The sequence below is a fragment of the Trichodesmium erythraeum IMS101 genome (assembly GCF_000014265.1).
Classification (GTDB): domain Bacteria; phylum Cyanobacteriota; class Cyanobacteriia; order Cyanobacteriales; family Microcoleaceae; genus Trichodesmium; species Trichodesmium erythraeum.
In genome coordinates, this window is record NC_008312.1 from 5,025,233 (window position 1) to 5,049,531 (window position 24,299).

At 33.6% G+C, this 24,299-nt stretch carries 14 protein-coding genes and 2 pseudogenes; 6 read left to right on the forward strand and 10 right to left on the reverse strand.

Annotated features, from left to right (window positions below; genetic code table 11):
• Positions 1–1,747: 1,747 nt before the first annotated feature.
• Both TERY_RS15705 and TERY_RS15710 read right to left on the reverse strand, forming a co-directional pair.
• Positions 1,748–2,707 (reverse strand): pentapeptide repeat-containing protein, encoded by a 960-nt coding sequence (locus TERY_RS15705; RefSeq protein ID WP_011612733.1) that lies wholly within the window; start codon positions 2,705–2,707, stop codon positions 1,748–1,750.
• Between the two features lie 1,010 nt (positions 2,708–3,717).
• The gene (locus TERY_RS15710) at positions 3,718–5,391 is read right to left on the reverse strand and encodes a hypothetical protein (protein WP_011612734.1); all 1,674 of its coding nucleotides are present in this window, start codon (positions 5,389–5,391) and stop codon (positions 3,718–3,720) included.
• A gap of 374 nt (positions 5,392–5,765) precedes the next feature.
• Here TERY_RS15710 and TERY_RS15715 point away from each other — a divergent pair, with 374 nt between their 5' ends.
• The 3 genes from TERY_RS15715 to hpnA all read left to right on the forward strand — a co-directional run bounded on the left by TERY_RS15715 (position 5,766) and on the right by hpnA (position 10,325).
• Entirely contained in the window at positions 5,766–7,274 is a 1,509-nt protein-coding gene (locus TERY_RS15715) for an FAD-dependent oxidoreductase (RefSeq protein ID WP_011612735.1), read from the forward strand.
• A gap of 670 nt (positions 7,275–7,944) precedes the next feature.
• Positions 7,945–8,907 (forward strand): ribonuclease T2, encoded by a 963-nt coding sequence (locus TERY_RS15720; protein ID WP_196797080.1) that lies wholly within the window; start codon positions 7,945–7,947, stop codon positions 8,905–8,907.
• Between the two features lie 449 nt (positions 8,908–9,356).
• Complete coding sequence (gene hpnA / locus TERY_RS15725) at positions 9,357–10,325, forward strand: hopanoid-associated sugar epimerase (RefSeq protein WP_011612737.1); 969 nt, start codon at positions 9,357–9,359, stop codon at positions 10,323–10,325.
• A 976-nt stretch (positions 10,326–11,301) separates the two neighbouring features.
• Here hpnA and TERY_RS15730 read toward each other — a convergent pair.
• The gene (locus TERY_RS15730; protein ID WP_011612738.1) at positions 11,302–12,348 is read right to left on the reverse strand and encodes an adenosine deaminase; all 1,047 of its coding nucleotides are present in this window, start codon (positions 12,346–12,348) and stop codon (positions 11,302–11,304) included.
• Positions 12,349–13,205: 857 nt separating this feature from the next.
• Here TERY_RS15730 and TERY_RS15735 point away from each other — a divergent pair.
• Together TERY_RS15735 and rplY are read left to right on the forward strand one after the other, a co-directional pair.
• The gene (locus TERY_RS15735; RefSeq protein ID WP_011612739.1) at positions 13,206–14,519 is read left to right on the forward strand and encodes an adenylosuccinate synthase; all 1,314 of its coding nucleotides are present in this window, start codon (positions 13,206–13,208) and stop codon (positions 14,517–14,519) included.
• A 430-nt stretch (positions 14,520–14,949) separates the two neighbouring features.
• Positions 14,950–15,258, forward strand: coding sequence for a 50S ribosomal protein L25 (gene rplY / locus TERY_RS15740; RefSeq protein ID WP_011612740.1), 309 nt, complete (start codon positions 14,950–14,952; stop codon positions 15,256–15,258).
• Positions 15,259–16,200: 942 nt separating this feature from the next.
• Here the strand turns inward: rplY and TERY_RS15745 are convergent.
• The 7 genes and pseudogenes from TERY_RS15745 to TERY_RS35215 all read right to left on the reverse strand — a co-directional run bounded on the left by TERY_RS15745 (position 16,201) and on the right by TERY_RS35215 (position 20,093).
• Positions 16,201–17,211 carry a PfkB family carbohydrate kinase gene (locus TERY_RS15745; protein ID WP_011612741.1) on the reverse strand — a complete coding sequence of 337 codons (1,011 nt, stop codon included), beginning with the start codon at positions 17,209–17,211 and terminating at the stop codon, positions 16,201–16,203.
• Positions 17,212–17,252: 41 nt separating this feature from the next.
• Positions 17,253–17,414 (reverse strand): hypothetical protein, encoded by a 162-nt coding sequence (locus TERY_RS37145; RefSeq protein ID WP_370495614.1) that lies wholly within the window; start codon positions 17,412–17,414, stop codon positions 17,253–17,255.
• A 54-nt stretch (positions 17,415–17,468) separates the two neighbouring features.
• Positions 17,469–17,609, reverse strand: a pseudogene (locus TERY_RS37150) (zinc ribbon domain-containing protein); the annotation flags it as partial.
• 10 nt (positions 17,610–17,619) lie between these two features.
• A complete protein-coding gene (locus tag TERY_RS37155) occupies positions 17,620–18,084 on the reverse strand; it encodes an RNA-guided endonuclease InsQ/TnpB family protein (RefSeq protein WP_370497246.1) in 465 nt (154 codons plus the stop codon).
• 48 nt (positions 18,085–18,132) lie between these two features.
• Positions 18,133–18,486 (reverse strand): helix-turn-helix domain-containing protein, encoded by a 354-nt coding sequence (locus TERY_RS37160; RefSeq protein WP_011612743.1) that lies wholly within the window; start codon positions 18,484–18,486, stop codon positions 18,133–18,135.
• Between the two features lie 221 nt (positions 18,487–18,707).
• Positions 18,708–19,372 (reverse strand): annotated as a pseudogene (locus TERY_RS28335) (IS1 family transposase).
• A gap of 577 nt (positions 19,373–19,949) precedes the next feature.
• The gene (locus TERY_RS35215; RefSeq protein ID WP_196797081.1) at positions 19,950–20,093 is read right to left on the reverse strand and encodes a hypothetical protein; all 144 of its coding nucleotides are present in this window, start codon (positions 20,091–20,093) and stop codon (positions 19,950–19,952) included.
• A 627-nt stretch (positions 20,094–20,720) separates the two neighbouring features.
• On the opposite strand from TERY_RS35215, the gene TERY_RS15755 reads away from it, so the two are divergent.
• The gene (locus TERY_RS15755; protein WP_011612744.1) at positions 20,721–21,695 is read left to right on the forward strand and encodes a hypothetical protein; all 975 of its coding nucleotides are present in this window, start codon (positions 20,721–20,723) and stop codon (positions 21,693–21,695) included.
• Positions 21,696–24,299 lie beyond the last annotated feature (2,604 nt).

Consider the following 24,299-nt stretch of genomic DNA (forward strand, 5'->3'; position numbering starts at 1 on the left):
GCTGTGCTTTGCAACCAAACACAGTTCCTGCTTTTGTTTTGTAATAATTACAGTTAACCCCTACAGACAGCCTATTATCTAGAAGTTTGCGTAAGTATTGTATAACAAAAAATTTTATCTCCCAATAATTTTATTATTGTCAAAAGTCAAAAGTCAAAAGTTTAACTCAAAGTAAGAGGTAACAGAATAATCTCTAACACATTATTGATATAACGCTATAGTTTGAATAACTCACAAAATATTTTGGGTAGGGAAACCATAAGTTATGGCAAAGCAAGGGAGAGTTAAGACAATATCTAGCTTCTTTGAGACTAAAGTAAGGAGCGAGAATTTTATTATCTGCATACATTTAATTTCCTAAACTCCATATCATCTGAGTTCTTTGACAACCCTAAAGGTGCTTGTTTGAGTCATCATATTAGTTTATATAAAGTAAAAACATAACCTTTATAAGGACTTTTCCTACCGTAGTTTAGCCATAAAAAAAACGCTGTAAAATTCAGTTTGAGTAGATTAAAAATATTTTTCTATAAAAGCTTATGAGTCTTTAAAATACCTAATTTATCCCACGAAGGAGAATAAACGGATCAAATTAAATATTTCGTGAATTCTGTTCCATTAAGCTGAGTATACAGAGCAAGATAGTTTTATTTAAAGCATAGTAATAGATGTTTTTCATAATTTTTTTCTTCAAGATAAGATTTAAAAAAATTATTTAAGGAACAATACTTTTAGGCTAATGATTTATTGGCTTCTTTTATACCTAAATTTAGTTTCGATGTTTCTTTTTCAAAAAAATTAATAGATTCAATTAATGTTTTTTTTTCTCAAGAGCTGGCTTACAAGAATTAAAATATTCTTGATTTTTTTTTATTTTTGCTTCTAATGCTTTTTGACATTTTTTATGAGCTTACTCAGCTTTTTTACCATATTTTAACAAGACTTAAATAGCTTTTTCATAGCATTTTTCCCCAGAGCAAAATAAATTTTAAGCAATACTGATGGCTAGAACTAGGAAAACTATTAACCCCGCAATTTCCGCTTCAATAGGCTCAATATCAAGATATTGTAGATAATAGGTATAGCGATCGCTATTAAACTTAGAACAACAAAACCCATAATTAACCAGACGTTTTTAAGTATCTATTGCCGTAAGACTTGAGGAATAAGGTTAAATCATTTGTTTTAATATTTGTTTTAATGTTTGTTTTAATATTTGTTTTAATATTTGTTTTAATATTTGCTTTAACTATTCCTGCTTCTAAAATAATGACACCAATATAACGAAGTTGTAATAATCAGGTTCTGTCTCTGGTAAAGTAGAGTCGATGGCTGCTAATATTTGCAAGAAACCCCTCTTATACTTAATTTTTTGAGCAGTAATCTTTTTTAACACTATTTAGAACTCTGCATCTAATAAATTAAAAGCGATCGCTGCTAATGCTTTGAATAGTATTTCTCAAACTCAATGTTTTAAAGAGTATCCAAAGCCTATTGTCAAAATTGAGGTTCTGTCTGTAGTAAATTGAAGCGATCGCTGCTAATACTTGCCAGCCTTTATATTAAGACGTTAAATATTATTCAACACTATTTTTAAATGTGGGTAAACAACCTAACCCCCCAACTCCCTACACATCATTTTAGCTATGTCGGTCTAGTAGAAGGAATGCATCAATTGTCTCTATCAGTATGTGCCTAAGTCCTGATCATCTTATTTATGAAGATTTCTATTAAGCATAAAAGCACCTTACATTTGAGTACCACTTAAATTAGCTGTACTTAATTCAACCCTAGTTAAAATAGACCCATGAAGGTTAGAATTAGATAAATTTGCTTTTGCTAGATAAGCATCAGTTAAGTCCGCTTTAGTAAGATTTGCTTCACTTAAGTTAGCTCGACTCAGATCAGCTCTGACTAAATTCACTTTAGTTAGGTTAGTCCCTACTAACTGAGCTTTACCCAATTTTGCATCTACCATACTTGCACCAGTTAAGTTAGCCTCATTCAAGCATGTATCCATTAATTCAGCTCTTTCAAATTTAGCACTAATTAAACTAGCCCCAGATAAATTAACTTCTACCAAATTAGCTTCTGTTAATGATGCATTATCTAGAACTACTTCACGCATATTTGCTTTAGTTAACTTAGCGCCTCTAAGTACAACCTCACTTAAATTTGCCCCTCTCAAATCAGCTTTAGTTAAATCAGCTCCAGTCAAATCAACACCACGCATATCAGCTCCCTGCATATTTACCCCGCGAAGATTAGCTATTTCATAAACCCGTTTTTGATAGCGGAAACTTGCCCCACGCATATAAGCACCCCGCAAGTCAGCACCTTGTAGATTAATTGCTCGCATATCTGCCCCACTCAAATTAGCATCCATCAAGTTTGCTAACTCTAGATTAGCCTTTCGCAAGTCTGCATTCTGTAAGTTTGCCCCATGAAGATCAACATCAGCCATCTTAACACCCTGTAAATTTGCTTGAGTCAGATATGCACCACTAAGTTTAGCTGTAATTAAATTAGCGCATTGTAAATTAACTCGATTTAGAAATGCTAGCACTAGTTCTGCTCCCTGAAGATCGGCCTGGGAAAAATTTATACCTATTAAGTCCGCTTTATTTAATTGGATACCTTTGAGATTAATTCCTTGAAAATCGGTTTTTCCTGCTGCATATTTCCTGAGAATTTCACTACTATTCATTATAATAATTTTCCTTTATTTAAAAAAGTATAGGGCTATAAGCTAGACAAAAGTGCAAAATGCAAAAGTCAAAAATAATTTATGACTGAGTTTAATCATGTAGAAATGTCGATTATCTTTCCTTTCATTGCTAATAGTTATCAGATTTTCAATTATTAATTATAGAGTTTCTCAAGTTACTACAGCATATTTATTTTTCTGATTTTCTCTTCTAACCTAAACCCAACTATAAGTTTATGTATTAATGCTCTGCTTAGGTCAGACTTCAGTTATTAAGCAATTAAGTGCATATGCAAAATTATTTACCTATTCTCATTAAACCAATTCCTATTTATTAATACTTAGCTTAGGTCAAACTTTAGTTATTAAATAATTTTTATAAAGAGAATAGAATAACTTTTTTGTTCTCTTCAGCTAAATTAATATTAATGATTATTACAGAGCTTTCTATCATTATAAAGTACAGCTACGCGAATAAGATTCCCACACTACATAATTTTCATTATTTACTCTGTACATCATTTACCCGGAATATCCCTAAATCCACTGCCCTACTCCTCTGCTTTCTTACTCAAAAAAACATAGAAAAGTTTTGTGAGAAATATCATATAAGACTTGCTGAATATATTTTATGAGTGAGGATAGGAAGCAAAAGAGGTATAAAATATTGAAACAAACAGCCAAGGATCGATGGTAATTACAGAAGATGTGGTCTGTAGTAATTTAAATTTTTATGCCCTTAATAGCTAAAAATTGAGGCTTTTGAGCTATGTAAAGCCAAGAAATTATATATTCTTTCCACACAAAAAGCCCTTAGTAATATTTAAGTAAATATTTTCAGTTTTTTCAGCTTATCCTAATTATTTGACCTCAAAAGAAGGCTAATAATTTAGCTTATATACACATCTAATTAATTGGTATAACAAGTTAATATAAAGGAAATACAATTTTTGCAGGATTAACCTTCTCGAGTTATCTTAATCCATACCTATTTCCTAAAACAGAAAAATTTACAATGAAATTGTTTTTGTCCATATAACTGATTTATTTCCTAATTGTCTCCCATGAATTTTGACATTTTTGAGATATTTTGATTGTAAACTAGCAATTTTTTGCTCTACTAGTGGAGTGACAATTTCTGGATTAGGAACCTGTTCTGATTCTAAAACAATATGTATATAATCATTTTTCCTACCAGCTATGGCTGTGATACCTTTTTGCTCAAGTAATTGATTAATTATCATAGCCATTGCCTTAGGATTTCCTTGAGTTGCTAATTCAATAATTTTTTGTTGATTTTCATCATAAATTTTTGTTTGTTTATATGATTTTTGACTAATAGTATTAGCTGAATTATTGAGATTAAGTTTTTTCCTTTCTTCTTTTTCCAATTCCTTGAGAATTTCTTGATATTTTGTATATTTTTCCTGTATATTACTAATCAAATTCCCTAAGGCTGTATATTTTAATAATAAACGTTTTTTTTCTGTTTCACCTTGTAAAAAATGATTTAAAGTTTTTTCTAAGGAAATAAATTCCGCTTCTATAGCATCCATTACAACATCTACTTTTTTATTGACAATAGTAGATATTTTATCTTCTATCCTGAGTTTTTGTTTGATAGAATCTAAGATATTGTTTCCTCCTATAGCAGGTTTTTGTTCTTGGGAAATAGGAACTATTTTTTGATTATAAATTAAAGAGTTTTCAAGAGTTTTTTCCTCTGCTTTATTTGTGGTTTCATCAATAATTTTATCTTTGTAGGCATTAGTTTTTTCAGAGTAAATTATAGAATATTCTTCTGGGGTAAAGCTAATTTTATCTGTAGAGTTTATAGCTGGCAAATTTGTTAGATTTAGCAGAGTCATATCGTCTTTATCAAAATAACTATTATCCTCCATATTAATTTTTTTTGTATCTAATATTGATGTTTCAAATTTTTCAGCTTCTGCTTGACTTTGAGGAACTATAATTTCATCTGAATAGCAAAGGTTTAAAGCCTTAATAACTATATCGGCTACTTGGGTATATTCATCTGGGTCTTCAAAATTATTAGCAGTAGCATATAAAGAAGACTCTAAATCTGTTATAGATAAGCATAAATTAAATATTTGTCTAAGTAAACTATCTAAGTTTTTTGTTCTCAACAATAACCAATCCTTATTACCAAAATCAAATTGATGTTGTACAGCCGAAAAAATCAGAATTTTTGCCTTTAATGGATTAGTACCCTGCATAATTTTTTCTCGCACATCAAATAATTCTCCAGGATCTCTTGGGTATGATTCTTCTACTACTAATTTATTTGTTAAAACGATTTGGTCATCTAAAACAGTAAGACTCCTGTTAGGAATATATTCCATAACAGTCGTCTCTTCTTCTTGAGGATATAATTTACCTATACTGTTAATAATTTTTTGTGCTAACAAACTATATTCTGTTTTTTTATTAACTTTAGAAACTATCTCACACAATCGAGCATTTAATGAATCTATATTTTCTATTTGATTGTATAACTTTTCTATTAACTTCTTCATATTAACTCTTTCTAACTTGGTTTCATTATCCTCCCATACGTTGTCACAAGCCCAATAAATTACTTTCTTTATCCTCATTAAATCTACATCTTTTTCTAATTCTTTAACTATTGTATCTATGAGTGAAAATGATTCCATAGTTGCCATAATTTTTTATTCCTGAAGAATCGTTCAAATATTTTACTAATTTTTATAATTCTTGAAATCTTCAATAAATTTGCTGATAATTATCAGTTTTATCCAAAAATATTACTGTAATTGCTATCTTTGATTTGCTTCTGATTATAAAACAGAATAAGGCTATTATATAATGATATAATTATTTAGATAGCATTCAGCTATTAACCATCCCGCTGCCCTTAAGGACAGAGGTTTAAATGAATACATATTTTAAGATCAAAAGCAATAGCTGATCTGTGACTACTCAATGCTTAGTAAGTCGCTTTGCCAAAGTCAAAATTCATTAACTTCACAATAATAACTGTAATAACTGTAAATAATCTTGTCAAAAACGCTTTGATATGGTAAGAACAAAAGATGTGATTGTAATTGGTAGTGGTATTGGAGGCCTCGTTGCTGGAGCAATGCTCGCCTACTATGACAAAAAGGTAGTAATTTGTGAAAGCCATAGTATTCCTGGGGGAGCCGCTCACTCTTTCTCTCGTCAAGGTTTTCATTTTGATTCGGGCCCATCTTTTTATTGTGGGTTAGCTGACCCTAATAGTCTTAATCCTTTACAAAAAGTTTTCAACATTTTGGGCGAATCAATTGAAACATGTGTCTATGATCCTCTTGGACATTACCATTTTCCAGAAGGCAGTTTGCCTGTCTATGCTGGTGGGACATCTTATTTAGAAGCAGTTGCTAAGTTCACCACTCAAGGTGCTAAAGAATTAAAACTTTTTCAAGATAATCTTTTACAACTGTATGCTGGTCTTAAAGGAATTCCCCCTATAGTTTTAAGGGCTGATTTTTGGTTAATACCGATTTTATTAGGAAAATATGGATTATCCCTACTAAAAATGTTGCCTTCCCTGGGAGAGGTAGGAGGTTCTGTTGGACAAATCATGGATAAGTGGGTAAAAGACCCTTGGGTGCGTCGTTTAATAGACTTGGAATGTTTTCTATTGTCTGGGTTGAAGGCTAATGGTACTGTTGCCCCAGAAGTAGCATTTATGTTCGGAGAACGTTCTAACTCCGTGATTGAATATCCTATTGGTGGTAGTAGTGCAATAGTTAATGCCTTAGTTAGAGGTTTGGAGCGTTGGGGTGGTCAATTACGTTTGAATGCTCATGTAGAACAAATCTTAATAGAGTCTGGTCAAGTTGTGGGGGTTCGCTTGAGAGGAGATGAGGTTATCAAAGCTCCTATTGTTATTTCTAATGCTACTATTTGGGACACCTATACTCAGTTATTAAGACCTGAAGATTTACCCACTTCTTTACATAAAGAAGCTTTGGGGACTCCTGCGGTAGAAAGTTTTATGCACTTACACTTAGGTATTCGTTCTGATGGTTTAGAAGGTTTGACTGGACATCATGTGGTTGTTCTCAATGGAGATATTGATATTTCTGTTCCTGGCAATACTTGCATGATTTCTATTCCTTCGGTTTGGGATCCTACTTTAGCTCCTTCTGGTCATCATGTTATCCATGCTTATACTTTGGAATCTTTTTCTGGTTGGCAAAAAGATGAATCTTATTCCCAACGGAAACGGGAAAAAGCAGAATCTTTGTTTTTAGCTTTGGAAAGAATAATTCCTGATATTCGCCAACGTATAACTCTGGAGTTAATTGGTACTCCCCTGACTCATGCTCGCTTTTTGCGTCGTTATCAGGGTACTTATGGACCTGCTATTGTTGCTGGCAAGGGTAGTTTCCCTGGACCTCAAACTCCTATCCCTGGTTTGTATCGGGTGGGAGATAGTACAATGCCTGGTATTGGTGTACCGGCAGTTGCTGCTTCTGGAGTTATTTGTGCGAATACTTTGGCTTCTCTTAACTATTTGAAACTTCTGAGGCAACTCTAATATAGAATCCAGTTTTATATAATAGAGTTGTTTAGTCTAGGAAAAAATTAAAATTCCCAAAAGCTTTCTATAAGCTTTTGATGATTTTACTATATCTAAAAAAAACACACTTAAACCTAAACCGACAAGGATTTTAGCTATTTTTTTTCCTTAATTCCCAACAACTCTAATAAGAGACCTCTTCAGAAACTAAGATTTAACAAACTTTTTACAGTGGTTTTAGTTGAATTATCTTAGAAATTTAATATATATTTATATTCTATATATTATATTATGTGCAATTAACCGGATTTGATATTACTTCCCAAAAACTCCATTTAAAAAACTAGCTTACTAATTGCTGTTACTAAACCTCACCAACTACGGAAAACACTATATGTAGTAGGAGTAAAAGCTTTAAAATCCACCAATACTGTATAACTTCATTTTTTGTTTAAGTACTCAATTTATTAAACTTTTTTGTAGCTTGATGACCTCAAGTCACAGCAAGAAAGTATATACTTAAGCGCCTACTTATGACTTCTCACTTATACTATAACTCTCCAAGTAGTTGTACAATAGCAATAAAAAAGGAAATATCGTGAGATTAATCATCATATTTTTATTATATTTTTTCCTAGTTGGACAAAATTCAGCTTTCGCCGTCTACAAAGTTGATGGAGAATTTATAGTGAATAGTTGTCAAGCTTACACAAGTATCAAAAAGAAAAGCGAACCTGTCACTCTTGAGCCAGGAAAAGTGTACCAAGTATTAGGACAAAATAAAAAATCTGGAGATTATTTTTCTATAAAAGTAGGTAAACAAAATAAATGGATCAACAAAAACTGTGGTGAATTTAATCCTAGTGGGCAAAGAGCCTATTATGAAAGTAGAAAGTTTGGTGAATTTAATCCTAGTGGGCAAAGAGCCTATGAAAGTAAAAGTAGCTATAAAAGTGAAAGTAGCTATGAAAAAAGAAGCCTAACAGAAAAAAACAAGACTATAGCAAATTGCCCTGCTCAAGGTTGTGCAAGGAAGTATGTACTTGCTATTAGCTGGCAACCCAGTTTTTGTCAGACAAGGCAATACATCCCTGAATGTATTTCCCAAACGACAGATCGTTACGATGCAAATAACTTTACTTTACATGGTTTGTGGCCTGACAAACTTACCTATTGTGGAGTGTCTAATCAAGATATAAACAATGATAAGCAGAGAGAGTGGGATGATTTACCACGTCTAAATTTGGATCAAGAGACTACCTCTGAATTAGCAATAGTGATGCCTGGTGTGCAGTCTTATTTACATCGCCACGAATGGACTAAACATGGTACTTGCGATGGTCGAGATGAGGATACTTACTACGATGTTTCTATAGATTTATTGAATGAAGTTAATGCTTCGGAAGTACAAGACTTGTTCACAGAAAATATTGGTAAAAGAATTACTCAGTCTCAAATTGAAACAGCTTTTGACAATTCTTTTGGAAAAGGGGCAGGTCAAAGTGTCAAGATTAAATGTAACGGTGGGTTAATAAGTGAACTGCAAATTAAAATGCGAAGACCTCTAGTAGGGGAAAAATTAAGGGATGTTTTGATACCGACAAGTGGAAGTTCTTGCAGTAGTGGCATTGTTGATCCTGTAGGTTTTTGATTGACACACACCAAACCTAGAGACCCAGACTGATTTCTAGTTGCAACAGTCAATATATTTATAAATACTCCTAATAGTTATATTTTCCTTTAATTATTAGTAGTGGTTTCCCCTACTCACCTATTTTTCCTCCAAGGTCGGGGTTAGGGATAGATTATCCTGAGAGGGTGAGAGATGGGTCTCCTGCTAGAGTCGGAAATGTATAGCAACGGACATATCAGTTAGGACATCGTATTTTGATTTAAAGGTAACAGGAAAAAGGCAACTGGCAACAAGAAAGTGTTCTAATAGTTGTGGCGACTGCTATATAAATTTTTTTGATAAATAATATAACTTTTGTGTATCTTGCTATAGAGCATAAGTGTCTTAACCTTTTAATCAGCCTCCTATATAAACCTGATTAGGTATTATCAGAAATCAGGTTTCTGTCCTCCTTTTTGTATTTTATAATGAAAGCTTTTGTTACTGGTGCCAGTGGTTTTATTGGGGCGAATTTAGTGCGGTTGTTATTACAGCAGGGTTATGCTGTGCGATCGCTAGTTCGCCCTACAAGTCGTCTTGATAATCTTCAGGGTTTAGATATAGAAGTTGTAGTGGGAGACTTAAATGACTCCTACTTGTTTGAGTTGATAGAGGGATGTCAGGTTTTATTCCATGTAGCTGCTCATTATTCTTTGTGGCAAAAAGATAAAGAGTTACTTTATAAAAATAATGTTTTGGGTACACGCAATGTTTTGGCCGCAGCACGACGGGCAAAAATTGAGCGGACAGTTTATACAAGTTCTGTTGCTGCTATTGGTGTGGGAGTTTCTAGTACAGTCGTTGATGAAACTTATCAGTCTCCACTAAAGAAGTTGGTGGGAGATTATAAAAAGTCTAAGTTTTTGGCAGAACAAGAGGCGATGAGAGCAGTTACTCTTGGTCAAGATGTGGTAATTGTTAATCCTACAGCTCCTGTTGGTGCTTGGGATATTAAACCAACTCCGACGGGTGATATTATTGTTCGCTTTTTACGTCGGCAAATGCCTGTTTATGTGGATACTGGTTTAAATATTATAGATGTTCGAGACGTGGCATGGGGACATTTATTAGCTTTGGAAAGAGGGAAAAGTGGCGATCGCTATATTTTAGGTAATCAGAATTTGACTCTGAAGGAATTACTTGATTTATTGCAGGAAGTTACAGGTTTACCTGCTCCAAGACAAACTATTCCTATATGGTTACCTTTAACTATCGCGTGGGTTGATGAAAAAATTCTTGCACCTTTGGGAAAACAACCTTCTATTCCCTTAGATGGCGTGCGGATGTCTCAAAAAAAGATGTATTATGATGCTTCTAAGGCAATAAAAAAATTGGGTTTGCCCCAGTCTTCAATTAGAGTTGCTCTTGAGAATGCTATTAATTGGTTTGACATTTAATCATGCTTGGATCATTAATTTAATTACCCAAAAAATTATCCTACACCATGTAGCGTTTCTCATCTCAAATTTCATGAATTAGCCATAATAAACAAACTACCTTCAGCCATCTAAAGATGAATTCTGCTCTCAGCCTACAAAATTTATTTCTTGACCAACGAAAAAAAAAATCGCCAAGGATGAAATTCTGGTCTAATAGCTTATATCATGTCCGGTTGAATACTTAGGATGTGTTGAAAAAAATTAAAAACTTACACCGTAAGAATTTAAGGCAGCTTCAACCAGAAATAATATCCTAAAGTTAGCTAAAATACACCAAAAATCAAAGATATATTTGCAGCAACAATGTACAAAAAAATGGGCCAATCTAGAGCGATACCTGAAAATTTTGAATAGCCATCAAATTGTCAACTATTCCCAAACAATTGCTGGATAACAATGGCAAGTTGAATTCCTTGGTCGGAATGTGAAGAGGAATATGGAAATTTATTCTCAGCAGAAAGAGGGGCGCCAGCCTGATATTTTAGGATGGCATTGGGGGCATCAATTATCAAAGAAAAATTAAGTACAACAGTGAAACTGAGAGAGGATAAAGCTTTGCCCCTGCAAAACATCAACCTACATCGGAGGTTTTGCTCTATAGAATTAACCCCCCCGATGCCTAACAGTCCAGAAGGATATCAATCTATTATTTTATTTTTGTAATCTTTATTATATCGTAGTTAATCAAGGAAATTTGGGATCAAAAATTATTGGAGGTAGAATCACTTATGTAGAAAGTGAACTCCAGGAGCTTCCTAAACCGGAGATACTGAATTGGAGTTACTGTGTGCTCCCTAAGATTGTCAGAAGGCTAATATATTTCGCGTCAGGCTCCATCTCTCCTGCCTCCTGCCTGACTTGAGTATAGCCTTTCTTTGCTCAACTTCCCCCCTTGGATAAATAAGGGGAGATGGTTGACTTTTAAATTTAAATACTAATTCGCACTTATAACGCCTGCAACTAAAGGCTCTGGCTGTAATAAGCCTGTTAATATTTCTTCTGGTCGTTGACCATAAGGCCAAGCAAAAGCATGACGAAAAGCTGCTTTTTGACAAGCTTGCAATTGTTCAAAATTAATTACATCAAATGTTAATAAATTCTCATATTCAAATGGCAAACGTACATTATGTAAACCAGCATTATCTGTACAAATAGCAATATCTACCCCAGCATCAAAACATTTGTCAAATACTGTTTTCAATTGACTAATATTATCCATAGTACCTGTTTTGAAATATGTAGTTGGACAAACTTCTAAACATTGCCCTCTGTTTGCTATTTCCTTTAATAAATTTGGATATTTTAAAGGGATTTGAACTCCATGACCAATTCGCATTAAATAAGGTAGTAATTCTGGATGACAACCATTAGAAGTTTCATAAAGATGTCCGGTAGTTTTTACTCCCTGTTCACGAGCATATCTATACAGTTTAATAAATTCATCTATATTTTCTTTGTAGTTATTATCTCCTCCTGCTACATCTATAGCACAAACATATTCTGGATTTTTCACTGCTAAATCAACAATTGCTTGATTTACTTCATTAGGCAAACGAGTATGCATACATAAAATTTGACTAGTAATAATTGGATACTCATTTTGTTGAGTTGCTTTCCCTACAACTGTAACTATTTCTGACATTAAATCTATACGTTGAGACTGTGGTAAATTATTTGGAGTTCTTAAATAAGGTGTATAACGTAGCTCTAAATAAGCTAGATTTTCAAATGTATAAGCACCGCGAATTAAGCGATAAATAAAGTATGGTAATGTCTCAAGAGTTTGAACATTTTCTACTAAAGTATGTAGCTCTAAATATTCATCTAATGTTTTCCGTGGTTGAGTATAAAATTCTTCAAATTGTTCATATTCAGGAAAACGATTTGCTAGTTCTTGATTTTGACGTTGGAAATATCTCCATAAAACTCTAGGAACTACAGAGCCTCCTAAATGTCTATGTAATTCTGCGTGTAAAGCCATAGAAATTTATTAATTTATCCTTAGTATTTATTTATCTAACAAAAAGATTATAGACATATCATATAGTAAGCATTCCGCTATCAGCAGCCAGGTCTCAGGTTTTGAGTTTATAAACTACTTATAAATTACTTATAAACTACTTATAAACTACTTATAAACTACTTCTGAACTACTTATAAACTACTAAGGTTACCTGATAATCAATTCATTTCTTAACATTCCTAATATACGGAATGTAGATCAAAGGTCATGCTGTGCAAAGATAACTGTATTAATTCTGCTTTGAGAATAATTCCTCCTTCCAATATAATGAGTTAATAATTCATAGCTGAATGCTGATCTCTGAATGCTTAAGACATATAAGCTTAGTGATTCTATATATTCATACACTAAAGGTTCAAATTAAGCGAAGAGGATAATATTTTTTGGGGACAGAAGATAGAAGAAAGAAGACAGGAGATAATTTTTGCTACTAGAAAAAAAAATTTTTTTTTGAATAAAAAACTCTGCTTTTCTGCTCTGTCTATTTATTAGCTTTACCTTGATCAAGTCTTTTAATTAAATTTTCAAGTACCGAGTCATCCATGGGCAGAAGCAATACAGGAAAAAAGATTGAAAAATCCTCCAAAATATCCAATATCTCCATTCTTACTCTTAATTTTGAAATATATTCCTTCACTTAACCCAAACTTGTCATGTTTTTCTACCTAGCTATAAAGCACCATAGAGTTTAAAAAAAACAGTTTGACTTTTCTAAATCTAGGATTATTTTAACAAAAATTAATAAAAATTTATTGACATAATTTTTAGTTAATGCAAAGATTATAAATAGTGTTAACTATCCGTAGAGGAGACCCTTGGCAAACGTAATTGTAATAGGCGCCCAGTGGGGCGATGAAGGAAAAGGAAAAATTACTGATTTACTAAGCAAATCAGCAGATGTAGTTGTGCGCTACCAGGGGGGCGTAAATGCTGGCCATACAGTGGTTGTAGAAGGCAAAATATTTAAACTACACTTAATTCCTTCGGGTATCCTTTATCCTGATACTGACTGTATCATAGGCTCGGGAACAGTAATAGACCCCAAGGTTATAATTGAGGAACTAGATCAAGTAGAGGCTTTAGGTATCTCTACAGCTAATTTGATGATTTCTGGGGCTGCTCATGTAACAATGCCTTATCATCGAATGATAGACAAGGCATCGGAAAAACGTCGGGGAAGTAAAAAAATTGGGACTACAGGTAGGGGTATTGGTCCAACTTATGCTGATAAGTCGGAGCGGACAGGAATTCGGATGATTGATTTGGTGAATCCAGATAGATTGAAAGAGCAGATAAATTGGACGGTTAATTATAAAAATGTAATTTTAGAAAAGCTTTATGATCTATCACCCTTAAATCCAGAAGAGGTGGTAAATGAATATTTGAATTTTGCTGACCGCTTAAGACCTCACGTTATAGATGCGTCTTTAAAGATCTACAATGCGATTCAACTTAAACGCAATATTCTCTTTGAGGGGGCCCAAGGGACCCTATTGGATTTAGACCACGGTACTTATCCATATGTGACTTCGTCAAATCCAGTGGCAGGAGGTGCTTGTGTGGGTACTGGTGTGGGACCGACAATGATTGACCGAGTAATTGGGGTAGCAAAGGCTTATACTACTAGAGTGGGGGAAGGGCCGTTTCCTACAGAGGCTAAAGATGAGATTGGAGACTTACTTTGCGATCGCGGAGCAGAATTTGGGACAACTACTGGTCGTAAACGTCGTTGTGGATGGTTTGATGCAGTGATTGGACGTTATGCAGTTAGAATTAATGGTATGGATTGTATGGCGATTACTAAATTGGATGTGCTGGATGGTTTAGAAGAGATTAAGGTTTGTGTAGCTTATGATATGGAAGGTAAGCGTTGTGAAGATTTTCCAGGTAGTGCTATACAATTATCTAAATGCAAGCCTATTTATAAAACATTGCCTGGTTGGAAGGAATCAACTGTTGATTGTAGAAATTTGGAAGATTTACCAAAGCAAGCTTTAGATTATTTGCGTTTTTTGGCAGAGCTGATGAATGTACCTATTGCTATAGTATCTCTTGGAGCTAGTCGTCACCAAACTATTGTGGTGGAAGACCCAATTCATGGACCAAAGCGAGGCCTGTTATATTCTTAATGGTATTTACAGCCTTTCTTAAATGCTCAACCTTGATTTTTAGCTGGTGGTGTATTGCAGTTATTTTGGTTAGGAAAACAGTGGGAGTATCTTGTTCTTCTGTTAGGTATTTTGTTCCTATCCACCATTAGGGGAGGAAGACTACCTATTTTTTTCATAGTAGATCACATATAATGTCCCTTAAAAATTTTGGTTGTAACAGTTATGTCTAAGGAATTTATAGTGGTTTTTACTTTCATTGATACAAGGAAAAATCTATATCTAACAAGGATTTTCAGTAACTGATTTGTAATATTCATTTTTTATATATGGTATCATCAATCTGAAAAGTACTCTTTTTGAATGAAAACATGACTTCCTTTTGCTAAACAATATCTATATCTAAAATTTTGGTATAATAAGTAAGCAAATTAAGAGAAAAAAAGTCAAGATGGAAGTTACAGTAGAATGTCAAAAAAGACCATTAGGAAGCAAAACTAAAGCTTTACGAAGGGAAGGATTAATTCCTGCAGTATTGTATGGTCATCAGCTTACAGAATCAGTTTCATTAACAATTGATATTAAGGAAGCGCAGCAGTTGTTAAAAAATGCTTCTACGAATAAGACTGTTATTGATCTTAAAGTTCCTGAGATTTCTTGGAATGGTAAAACTCTTCTTAGGGAAGTTCAATATCATCCCTATAAATCTGAGATTTACCACCTGAGCTTTTTCTCCATAAGCGATCGCGGAGATACTTAATAAATAATATTAAATCTGTTTGGGAGTAGAGTATTATTAAGAAACCAGGTTGATAGGAGACATACGTTAGTATGCTAAGAAACCTATAGCTAAAGTCAGAAATTTAGTTCACAGCACAGACTAAATGTGAGATAGGTAAGAATGTCTGTGCTAGTAACGGCAACTGCTATAATACAAGACAGGCTTCTATATTTTATTGATACCAATACTACTGGATTTAATATAATTGCGCGTCTATGGGGCTTGGTTATCAAGTCCCTATCGGCTATTATTTCAGGTATCAGTTATTACTTACACCAAATTTCCCAAGTGTAATATAGAATCCAGTTATATAATATATATTTATAATTCTATAATTACTTATTACTTCAATATTCTATCTCCCCACTTTCCCGGGAACCCCATCTCCCCGAATTATACAATAAGTATTCAACCGTATTTGATCTCAGAGGGTATTTTTATCAAGTAATAGCGTTGCTAAATAGGGGGTTAGCTTTTTTATACCTAGACTTGTTGGTCTGAGCTTCCGAGTGAGAGAAACTGTGAAATTCCTTACCTCCCCTTGAAGTTGGAGACCTGAAATACATAATTTTCTTGACTATTTCTTTAAAAGGGGAAGCTAAAACCTTATTTATTATTTACTTTGATATCCTAGCGACATCAAATCAGAGATTATAATGTAAGATTTCCATCTATTAATTAAACAACCTAAGCTGTTCAAAAAACTGAAGGCAGATTAACAAATTATTGCTATTTGCTTGCTTTTTACAGAGAGACTGATATAGTCATTCCGAATAAGAATAAGATACTTTTTCAGCTAAAACCCTTTAAAGCTAGAAAAAACTTGTCTCAATTAATCACCAGAATGACTATAACTGCTCCGTGTCTGTTTAATTGTCGACCGTCGACCGTCGGTGACTATATCAAAAAGTGAATGAGAAATTAGGCATTAATTATTTGTTGAACTTTATCGGCCCAAGACCCTTCTAAACGTGGACCTTGAATTTGTACAACGTTAGAAGCTAGATAATTTCCCCAACGTGCAGCTTGAGTAGGTTCATAACCATGAGTAAGACCATATAACACACCTCCAGCAAAAGCATCTCCTGCACCAACAGTATCGATCGCCGTTGCATTAAACCCAGGTACGGAAGTAATTTGTTTATCCTTAACAACTAAACAACCTTCCTTGCCATTGGTAATAAAAGCTGTTTCTACCAACTCTCCTATACTTTTTGCAGAGTCATCTAAAGAGTCTTTTTTGCAAAAACTACGGGCTTCATCAGCATTACAGAATAATACATCACAATAATCTAAAAGTAATGAACGGAACTCATCAGCGAACATATCTACTAGGAACTGATCTGAGAAGGTAAAACAAACTTTTACTTTTTCATCCTTAGAATATTGCATAGCTTGCTTACAAGCTTCTTTTGTACTGTCTCCAGTCCACAAATAACCTTCTACATAACTATATTTGCAACGCTTAATTTGTTCTACATCAATATCACTAACACTAAGATTTACAGATACTCCCAAATTTGTACACATGGTACGTTCAGCATCGGGGGTTGTCAGTACAACACAAGTACCAGTGGGGTTATCTGCTGTAGGTGCAGGAGGTACATTAAAATCCATTTTAAAGTTGAGCATATCTTGGCGGTATAGTTCTCCGTTAGGATCACTGGCAACTTTTGCCACAAAAATACCTGTTCCTCCACTCTGAGCGAGGGCTATCATGGAATTTGCTGCTGAACCTCCGGAACGCTTTTTTAAAGATATATCTTTTAGTCCTGCCAAAATTCCTCCTTGTTTTTGAGCATCCATAAGAGTCATGCCACTTTTTTGGAGGGAAAATTTGGTGATAAAGTCTTCTTCTACAAGTGCGAGGATGTCAACTAGGGCGTTACCGACACCATATACATCTAATTTTTGGGTGTTTACTGCTGTCATTTATTTTTCTATTATTTAGCCGTCTAGGATAATATCATGTCCTATTCTTGACATCCTCCCGACGCTGCTATACTTGAGACAGCGCGGGATTCCCTAGCATTACTGTTAGGGAGTTTCTGCTTCATAGCACCTGCCTTCCGAGATTTATTCTCTTCCGGTTTTACGGTCGCTCCACAGACTGACACTGCTAGTCCCGCAGCCAAAATGTTTATGCTTGCGTTTATGTCCCGATCATGGTGGCTACCACATTCAGGGAAATCCCAATCTCTAATATTTAGAGGTAATTTCTCTACTACATAACTACAATTAGAACAACCCTTAGAACTGGGAAAATATCTATCAATTTTAATTAATTCCAGTCCATACCACTCAGCTTTGTACTGTAATTGCTTGGCTATTTCTCCCCAGTTAGCATGAACTGATAGCTATTGCTAACAAGTGATTCTTGACCATGTTACTTGTAGCTAAATCCTCAATTACTATTGTTTGGTTTTCTCTTATTAGTTGAGTAGTTAGCTTATGGGTGTAGTCTAGTCTTGAATCTTTAATCAAGGCATGTATCCTAGCTACTTTAAGTCGAGTTTTCTGACAATTATTAGACCCTTTGGCTTTTCTGCTCAGAGACTTCTGAGCGAACCTCAGTCTTTTGTGCAACTTTTGAAGATTATTTTGATTGGGCACTTCTTCTCTATCGCTGGTAGTCAGTAAGCTGATCATGCCCAAGTAAATGCCTACTTGTTTCTTAGTCGGATTGAGTCTCAAATCTCTGGTGTCATTAATTCTCAAAGATATAGACCATCTACCACTAGGATCAAGTTTGACAGTGATTTTACTAGGCATACAACCTGGTGGTAATTGCCTGATCGATCTAATAGATAAGGGTTCTAAACACTTAGCTAAATAGACTTGGCCATCTTTCCACTAGAAGGCTGCCTTAGTAAACTCAGCACTACCACCGTTGCGCTTTTTTTTGAAGTTAGGATATTTAGTCCGCCCGCTAAAAAAGTTGGTGAAAGCAGTTTGTAAATGTTTTAAGCCTTGCTGGAGTGGTACACTACTTTGACTCAGAAAATCTAAATCTTCCTGTTTTTTCCAGTTCGTCAGCATAGCTGAGGTTTGTTTGTAACCTACTCGTTCCTGGTGTTTATACCAGGCTTGAGTCCTGACGGCTAAGGCAAAGTTGTAGACTAAACGTACGCAACCCAATGTTCTCCTCAGCGGACTTTCCTGTTGAGGAGTTGGGTAAAATCTAAATTTGTATGCTTTTTCAACCATTTACTGCCTACTTTTCAACATTCATACTTTAACAGATTATTTGTAAAACTGCAAGATTTATTAGCATTCATCCCGACGCTCCCCTATGGAAGAGCGCGGGTCTTCTGCCAACATTTAGATAAAATTAAAAGTCAAAAGTAAGAATATTTCATAATTTTTTCTCTAGGAATAATATGCTTGGAGTTGGTAGATGTAGGTATGATGATGAAAGAATGTGATCGCTAAGTAGTTAGAAGTTTTTGAGTTAATGGTATGGGAATATCTCTGAATTTAAGAAGGGTGAATTAATAATTTCACTGAATATCCCAGCATAATTTCCAACTTAGAGTAACAAAGGGTTTTTCGTTTGAGGCAAGCAAGATAATGATGGAGCTTGGTATTTTCTCCCTCAACTCTGGTCATGTAGGTTTTGCTGACAATTGGTTGCTGTCAAGAATAAATTTGGGATAAACTTTCGAGCCATTAGTGATGTAAAGGTAGTATTTCCAGAAGGCTACAATTTCACACAATGGTTGAAAGGTTTCGGCATTATGTTGTCTGAGCCTGAGTACCCATCCTAAAATGCTTGGTCGATAAAGTATCTAGCGCTGTCGAGAGGTAAATTTTGTTTTTTTTGACCCAAGGTTTCCAGTTCATCTAATTCTCTGTCTTTGGGAATTGTTTCCAGTTCATAAGCGCTAGGCAATAATTCTCTTACTTACTTGTTTAATCAAATGATAGTTGTCATATGACTTATGCTTTTAACTTTTCCAATTGCTTTCAAAGCCATACTTTAATGTACATAGTTAGGTATTTATTTTTTAGCTCATCGTATGGAAATTTTTTGTATTTGATAACATTTTAAAAACTGTCTTTGATAATTAACACAGATATAATTGTGTTTTATTTTCTTTTATCTCTTTTTGTTAACTTTAGTTGATTGACATTCAGGAAATTGCATTAAAGTGCACTTATAAGAGTTTTTTGGAAATATAATACTAGAATTTACCAACGCAAATTTTTCCTTCAACTATCCATTGAATAAGAGCTTGTAGACTTGCTTTTTTTCTATATAAATCATCTAAAACAATAAAATTATGCACTATGATTTTTTTCATTAAAACATTGTTTAACATTTTAGTTTCGAGAACTAAACAATTATTTTACATGCATATTTTTTTCCACAAAGCTTATATTTTTTTATTAACAATATCTATTACTTATTTTCTCTAAAACTAGGGTTTTTATAACCAAACATAGTGACTATAATTATCCTTTTTTTTCTAAAATAAAATGACAAAGATTAAATTTATTTAATCATTTCCACAAAAACTTATACAATCTTTCTATAATCTTTAGTATCATAATTTTTTATATCAATAAATACTAAATTATTTTCCAATAAAAAATCCAGCCTAGAGCAGTGGTAGCCGCGCCATAAAGAAAAGGAATATTTTTATTATCTTGTTGATTATATATATTTTTTAGCAGCCACCATTTCTACAAAAACATTCTCTTAAAACACCAAATATCTTTTCATTTTTAGTTTTTACAATAACAACTACAGGAGTATCTAAATAAAGTTGTTCAGGAGATTTACTAATAATAAAATTACAAACTCTATTCAATTCTTTCTCCTTATCAACTGCAAAATCTATACCCTAGAAAAAAATTATTTGAAGTTGTTTCTTAATCTCCAGTAAGATATTAATAATTATTAGCTTCAAATTTACTTTTTCTATAGCGATCGCTATAGCAATAGATACATTGTTTTTAATATCTTAACTCAGAAACTACTAATCTCTACAGGTTTAACTTGAGAAAATAAGTATTCTGTGTATACAATTTTAAACTTAAACTCAGACTTGACTTTTTTTTAATTTAAAGTCACTATATGAGATTTTCCTATTAACTACTACAAATCATTTTATAGTAATTCTAAATCTTGCATATAAAACCACTAGCTTTCTCAAAATATAGCTCCTGTTCCTTTCGCTTCCTACCTCATACTTTATATTCGCCCATTTATTTCACTGTTTAAATCGAATTGCTATATATCCTGAATTATACTCTTAATTAACAATCAAATATTATCAAAAAATATTGATTTATAACATAATTACAAGCAGTATAAAAACCTGAAATTATTAGAAAATATTCATGGTATTATATCCAGGTAATTAGTAATAACAAGCTTTTTCCCTTCTGCTTTCTGCCAGGAGCTTTCAAAGTATAAATATTCAACCGGACAAGATATGACACGAACTCCTCACGACCAATTTGCCAAACAATATTTAGAAGAGTTGCTAACTTTATTAGGTAAAGTTGAAACCAGTCGGGATGTTGCCAGCGAAGTCCGGGAAATAGATGTATATTTTATCCCTGTCATTCCACCGCCAAACGACCCTAAAATTTTAGGGTTATTAGGCCAAATGGCAGCAACTGCTTCTATATATGAACCATTTCGCAATCAACCACAACGACTAGAAATACTAGACTGCCAAGCAAAACTCAACTTTGTTATTAATCAGCAAAAACGTAAATCTAGAAGAGAAAATACTTCCTATTCTGAAACAGAGTGGCCATTACTGTGGATTTTATGTCCCTCCTGTTCTGCCAAATTAATAGACGGCTTTGGTGCCCAACCAGACCTAGAGGGTAAATGGCCTCAAGGTGTTTATTTTTTGCCAGAATTTCAAAACACGGCCATTATTGCAATTAATCAACTACCTATCAATCAGGATACTCTTTGGTTGAGGGTTTTGGGAAAAAGCCAAACACAAGAGCAAGCTATTTCAGAGTTAGAAGCTCTACCAAGAGGCAACCCACTCCGAGAAAATCTAACTGAACTTCTAGCAAGTTGGCACGTCACAATTCAATTCAGAGAAAATATAGATAAAGATGACCAGGAGTTACTAATGAAACTTTCACCTGTATATTTACGTTGGCGCGAAGATACCTTGGAGCAAGGCCGCCAAGAAGGTCGCCAAGAAGGTCGCCAAGAAGGCCGCCAAGAAGGTCGCCAAGAAGGTCGCCAAGAAGGCCGTCAAGAAGGCCAACAGACGATAAAACGACAAATGATTGAAAATTTCTTCAATGTCCGGTTTGGTTCCTTTGAACCAGAACTTTTGGCCATTATTGAACCAATGTTGCAATTATCTCCAGAGGAGTTAACTCCTTTATTATTAACTGCTTCTCGTGAGGAATTGTTTGAGAGATTTGGCAAGTAATTATTTCTAAATACTAGGCAAATATTAATTCTTTTCGCAATCAACCACAAGGACTAGAAATACTAAACTGCCAAGCAAAACTCAACTTTGTTATTAATCAGCAAAAACGTAAAACTAGAAGAGAAAATACTTCCTATTCTGAAACAGAATGACTGTTACTGTGGATTTTATGTCTTTCCTGTTCTGCCAAATTAATAAACGACTTTGGCGCCGAACCAGATCCAGAGGGTAAATGACCCACAGGTATTTAGGGTTTGCTTCTTAAACCAAAAAGTATTGAGACATGAAGGTTTTAGAATTTTTAAACTCGAAAAAAGTGTCTAGTTTTCGGTTGTAGGGAGGTTCGCATTTTTGTTATGCAACTTCTCTACTTCTCATCCTGGGAGATATTAGTGGTAGGTTCTCTACTCCTAAAAAAGACTTTTTCAGCAAGCCTTATTTATTTTTTGCCAGAATTTCAAAACACGGCCCCTATTCCAATTAATTAATTACCCATCACACACTCCGAGAAAATTTAACCTAGCTTCTAGGAAGTTGGCACATCACAATTCAATTCAGAGAAAATATAGATCAAGATGGTTAGGAGTTACTAATAAAACTTTCACCTGTATATTTACCTTGGCGGGAAGGTACCTTGGAGAAAGGTAGCCAAGAAGGCCAAGAGACGATAAAACGACAAATGATTGAAAATTTCTCCAATGTCCAGTTTAGTTCCCTGCACTCATAACTATTGGCCATTATTGAACCAATGTTCTAGTTGTCTTTAGAAGAGTTGACTTTTTTGTTATTGAATGCTTTGAGGGAATAGTTGTTGGAGAGATTTGGCGAATAGTTATTTCTTGGTTCCTCAAATTAATTATAAAATTATCAATGATAGTAGACAAATATTGATCCTATTTGTCTACTTTAATTAGACTATTTTGCTATTTTTATTAAATATTAACAACGATTTGTCATGTGTTTTATATAATCCATAAATATAGGTTTAACAATAAATAAAATCTGGCTTTTTTCTATGATTTTCTCTATCAAATTTCGTCTTTCTAAGGATAGTAATGTTTGAAATAATTCTGATGATGATAATTGAGATTTTTCTAATAATTGGGAAAGTGAAACAGATTCTGCTGCTTGGCTAAGTTGGGATAGTAATTATTTTTCTAATTCAGACAACCTTTGAAAATGCTGCTGTAAAATATTAGTTAATTCATTATATAAAAAGAGCGGTTGATAACTTAAATATTGAGCTACGCTTCTACAAAATAAATTTTTGATTGTCTTTCCTAGTAATTTTAACCATTGGGGATTACTTTGATAGAAATTTATCAACTATTGCCATTTTTATTATCTAATAATACTTGATTTTTTTAGCATTTAATGATCTACCTTTTCTGTTAAAACAGTTAAATGAAATAAATGTACTGGTAAGTCTTTATCTGTAAAGTTGAAATTTTATAAATGTGTTTTTTAACTATTAAGAATTAAACAACTATTTTGAGTAAGTTAGTCGATAATTTCAAGTAGGTTTATATAGTTTTCAATTCTTGGTTTATAGTTACCGAAAAGTTGCTTACTTTTTAGTATTTTTTGTAGGTCATTGAGAATAATTAGACAACGCATCTCCCGTAATTTTTATATCAGCATTAACGTTTAGTAATAGTTTTCAATTCTTGGTTTATAGTTACCGAAAAGTTGCTTACTTTTTAGTATTTTTTGTAGGTCATCGAGCATAATTAGACAACGCATCTCCCGTAATTTTTCATCAGCATTAACGTTTAGTATCGGTGTTATTTGGGAGGTTTATTTCTGTTACGTTGGAGATAGTTTCAATTAAGTTTTTGAGGGTTATGTTTAGGGGTGGAGATGTGCGGAGGGTATGCCAGATGATGTTGTCGAAATTAGATTCTATGTCAGGGATGAGATGACGAATAATGGTGCTTTTACTGACACCGCTTATTCCTGAAATGGCGATAAGACGACAATGATGTTTGAGTATCCAGGTTTTGAGGGTAGTAAGTTCGCTGGAGCGATCGTAGAATGTTTTTTTGATATCTGGTGCGTCTCTGAGGTCTAGTTTTGGCAGTGGGATTTTATTTTTGTTTATTGTTTGTTTAGTGGGTAATTTTTGTTGGGTTTCTTCTAGAGATGTGGTGTTATCTATGCAGAAATTAATATTACCTTTTGCATAATTACTTTATCCAAAATTAAATACACTTGAAACATGAGAAACTTGATATCTTTTCATCGCAGTGAGTAAATTTGACTTACGGATTTTTTCATTTAATTCCTGGGAAATAAGTTTTCATAAATTTGAAGTGAAATTATCAATATGAAATTTAGTGCAATGGTATTCTTGAGCAATATTTAAGTATTTTTCCCCTTCCATTGAAATAAATAACAAACTCGAAGTCTGCAACGAGTATAAAAATATGATCTATTTAGTTAGGGCAAAGTCTGAATTTTATCTAATAGCTGGAGATAGAAAGTATTGCTCTCCATACGGCTGAAGAATAACAGCATTAAAAGTTAGAGGATGGATTTCGATTTTCTTCTAAAAAATGTAAATTTTTTCTACTTTGTCATTAGGTCTTAAACGTCCAAAATATT

What these genes read in the sequence shown, in the direction of transcription:
- TERY_RS37160 (WP_011612743.1), bottom strand. Translation starts at nt 18,486, where the DNA reads ATGGTTGAAAAAGCATACAAATTTAGATTTTACCCAACTCCTCAACAG.
- TERY_RS15715 (WP_011612735.1), top strand. Translation starts at nt 5,766, where the DNA reads ATGGTAAGAACAAAAGATGTGATTGTAATTGGTAGTGGTATTGGAGGC.
- hpnA (WP_011612737.1), top strand. Translation starts at nt 9,357, where the DNA reads ATGAAAGCTTTTGTTACTGGTGCCAGTGGTTTTATTGGGGCGAATTTA.
- TERY_RS15710 (WP_011612734.1), bottom strand. Translation starts at nt 5,391, where the DNA reads ATGGCAACTATGGAATCATTTTCACTCATAGATACAATAGTTAAAGAA.
- TERY_RS15730 (WP_011612738.1), bottom strand. Translation starts at nt 12,348, where the DNA reads ATGGCTTTACACGCAGAATTACATAGACATTTAGGAGGCTCTGTAGTT.
- TERY_RS15755 (WP_011612744.1), top strand. Translation starts at nt 20,721, where the DNA reads ATGACACGAACTCCTCACGACCAATTTGCCAAACAATATTTAGAAGAG.
- rplY (WP_011612740.1), top strand. Translation starts at nt 14,950, where the DNA reads ATGGAAGTTACAGTAGAATGTCAAAAAAGACCATTAGGAAGCAAAACT.
- TERY_RS15705 (WP_011612733.1), bottom strand. Translation starts at nt 2,707, where the DNA reads ATGAATAGTAGTGAAATTCTCAGGAAATATGCAGCAGGAAAAACCGAT.
- TERY_RS15745 (WP_011612741.1), bottom strand. Translation starts at nt 17,211, where the DNA reads ATGACAGCAGTAAACACCCAAAAATTAGATGTATATGGTGTCGGTAAC.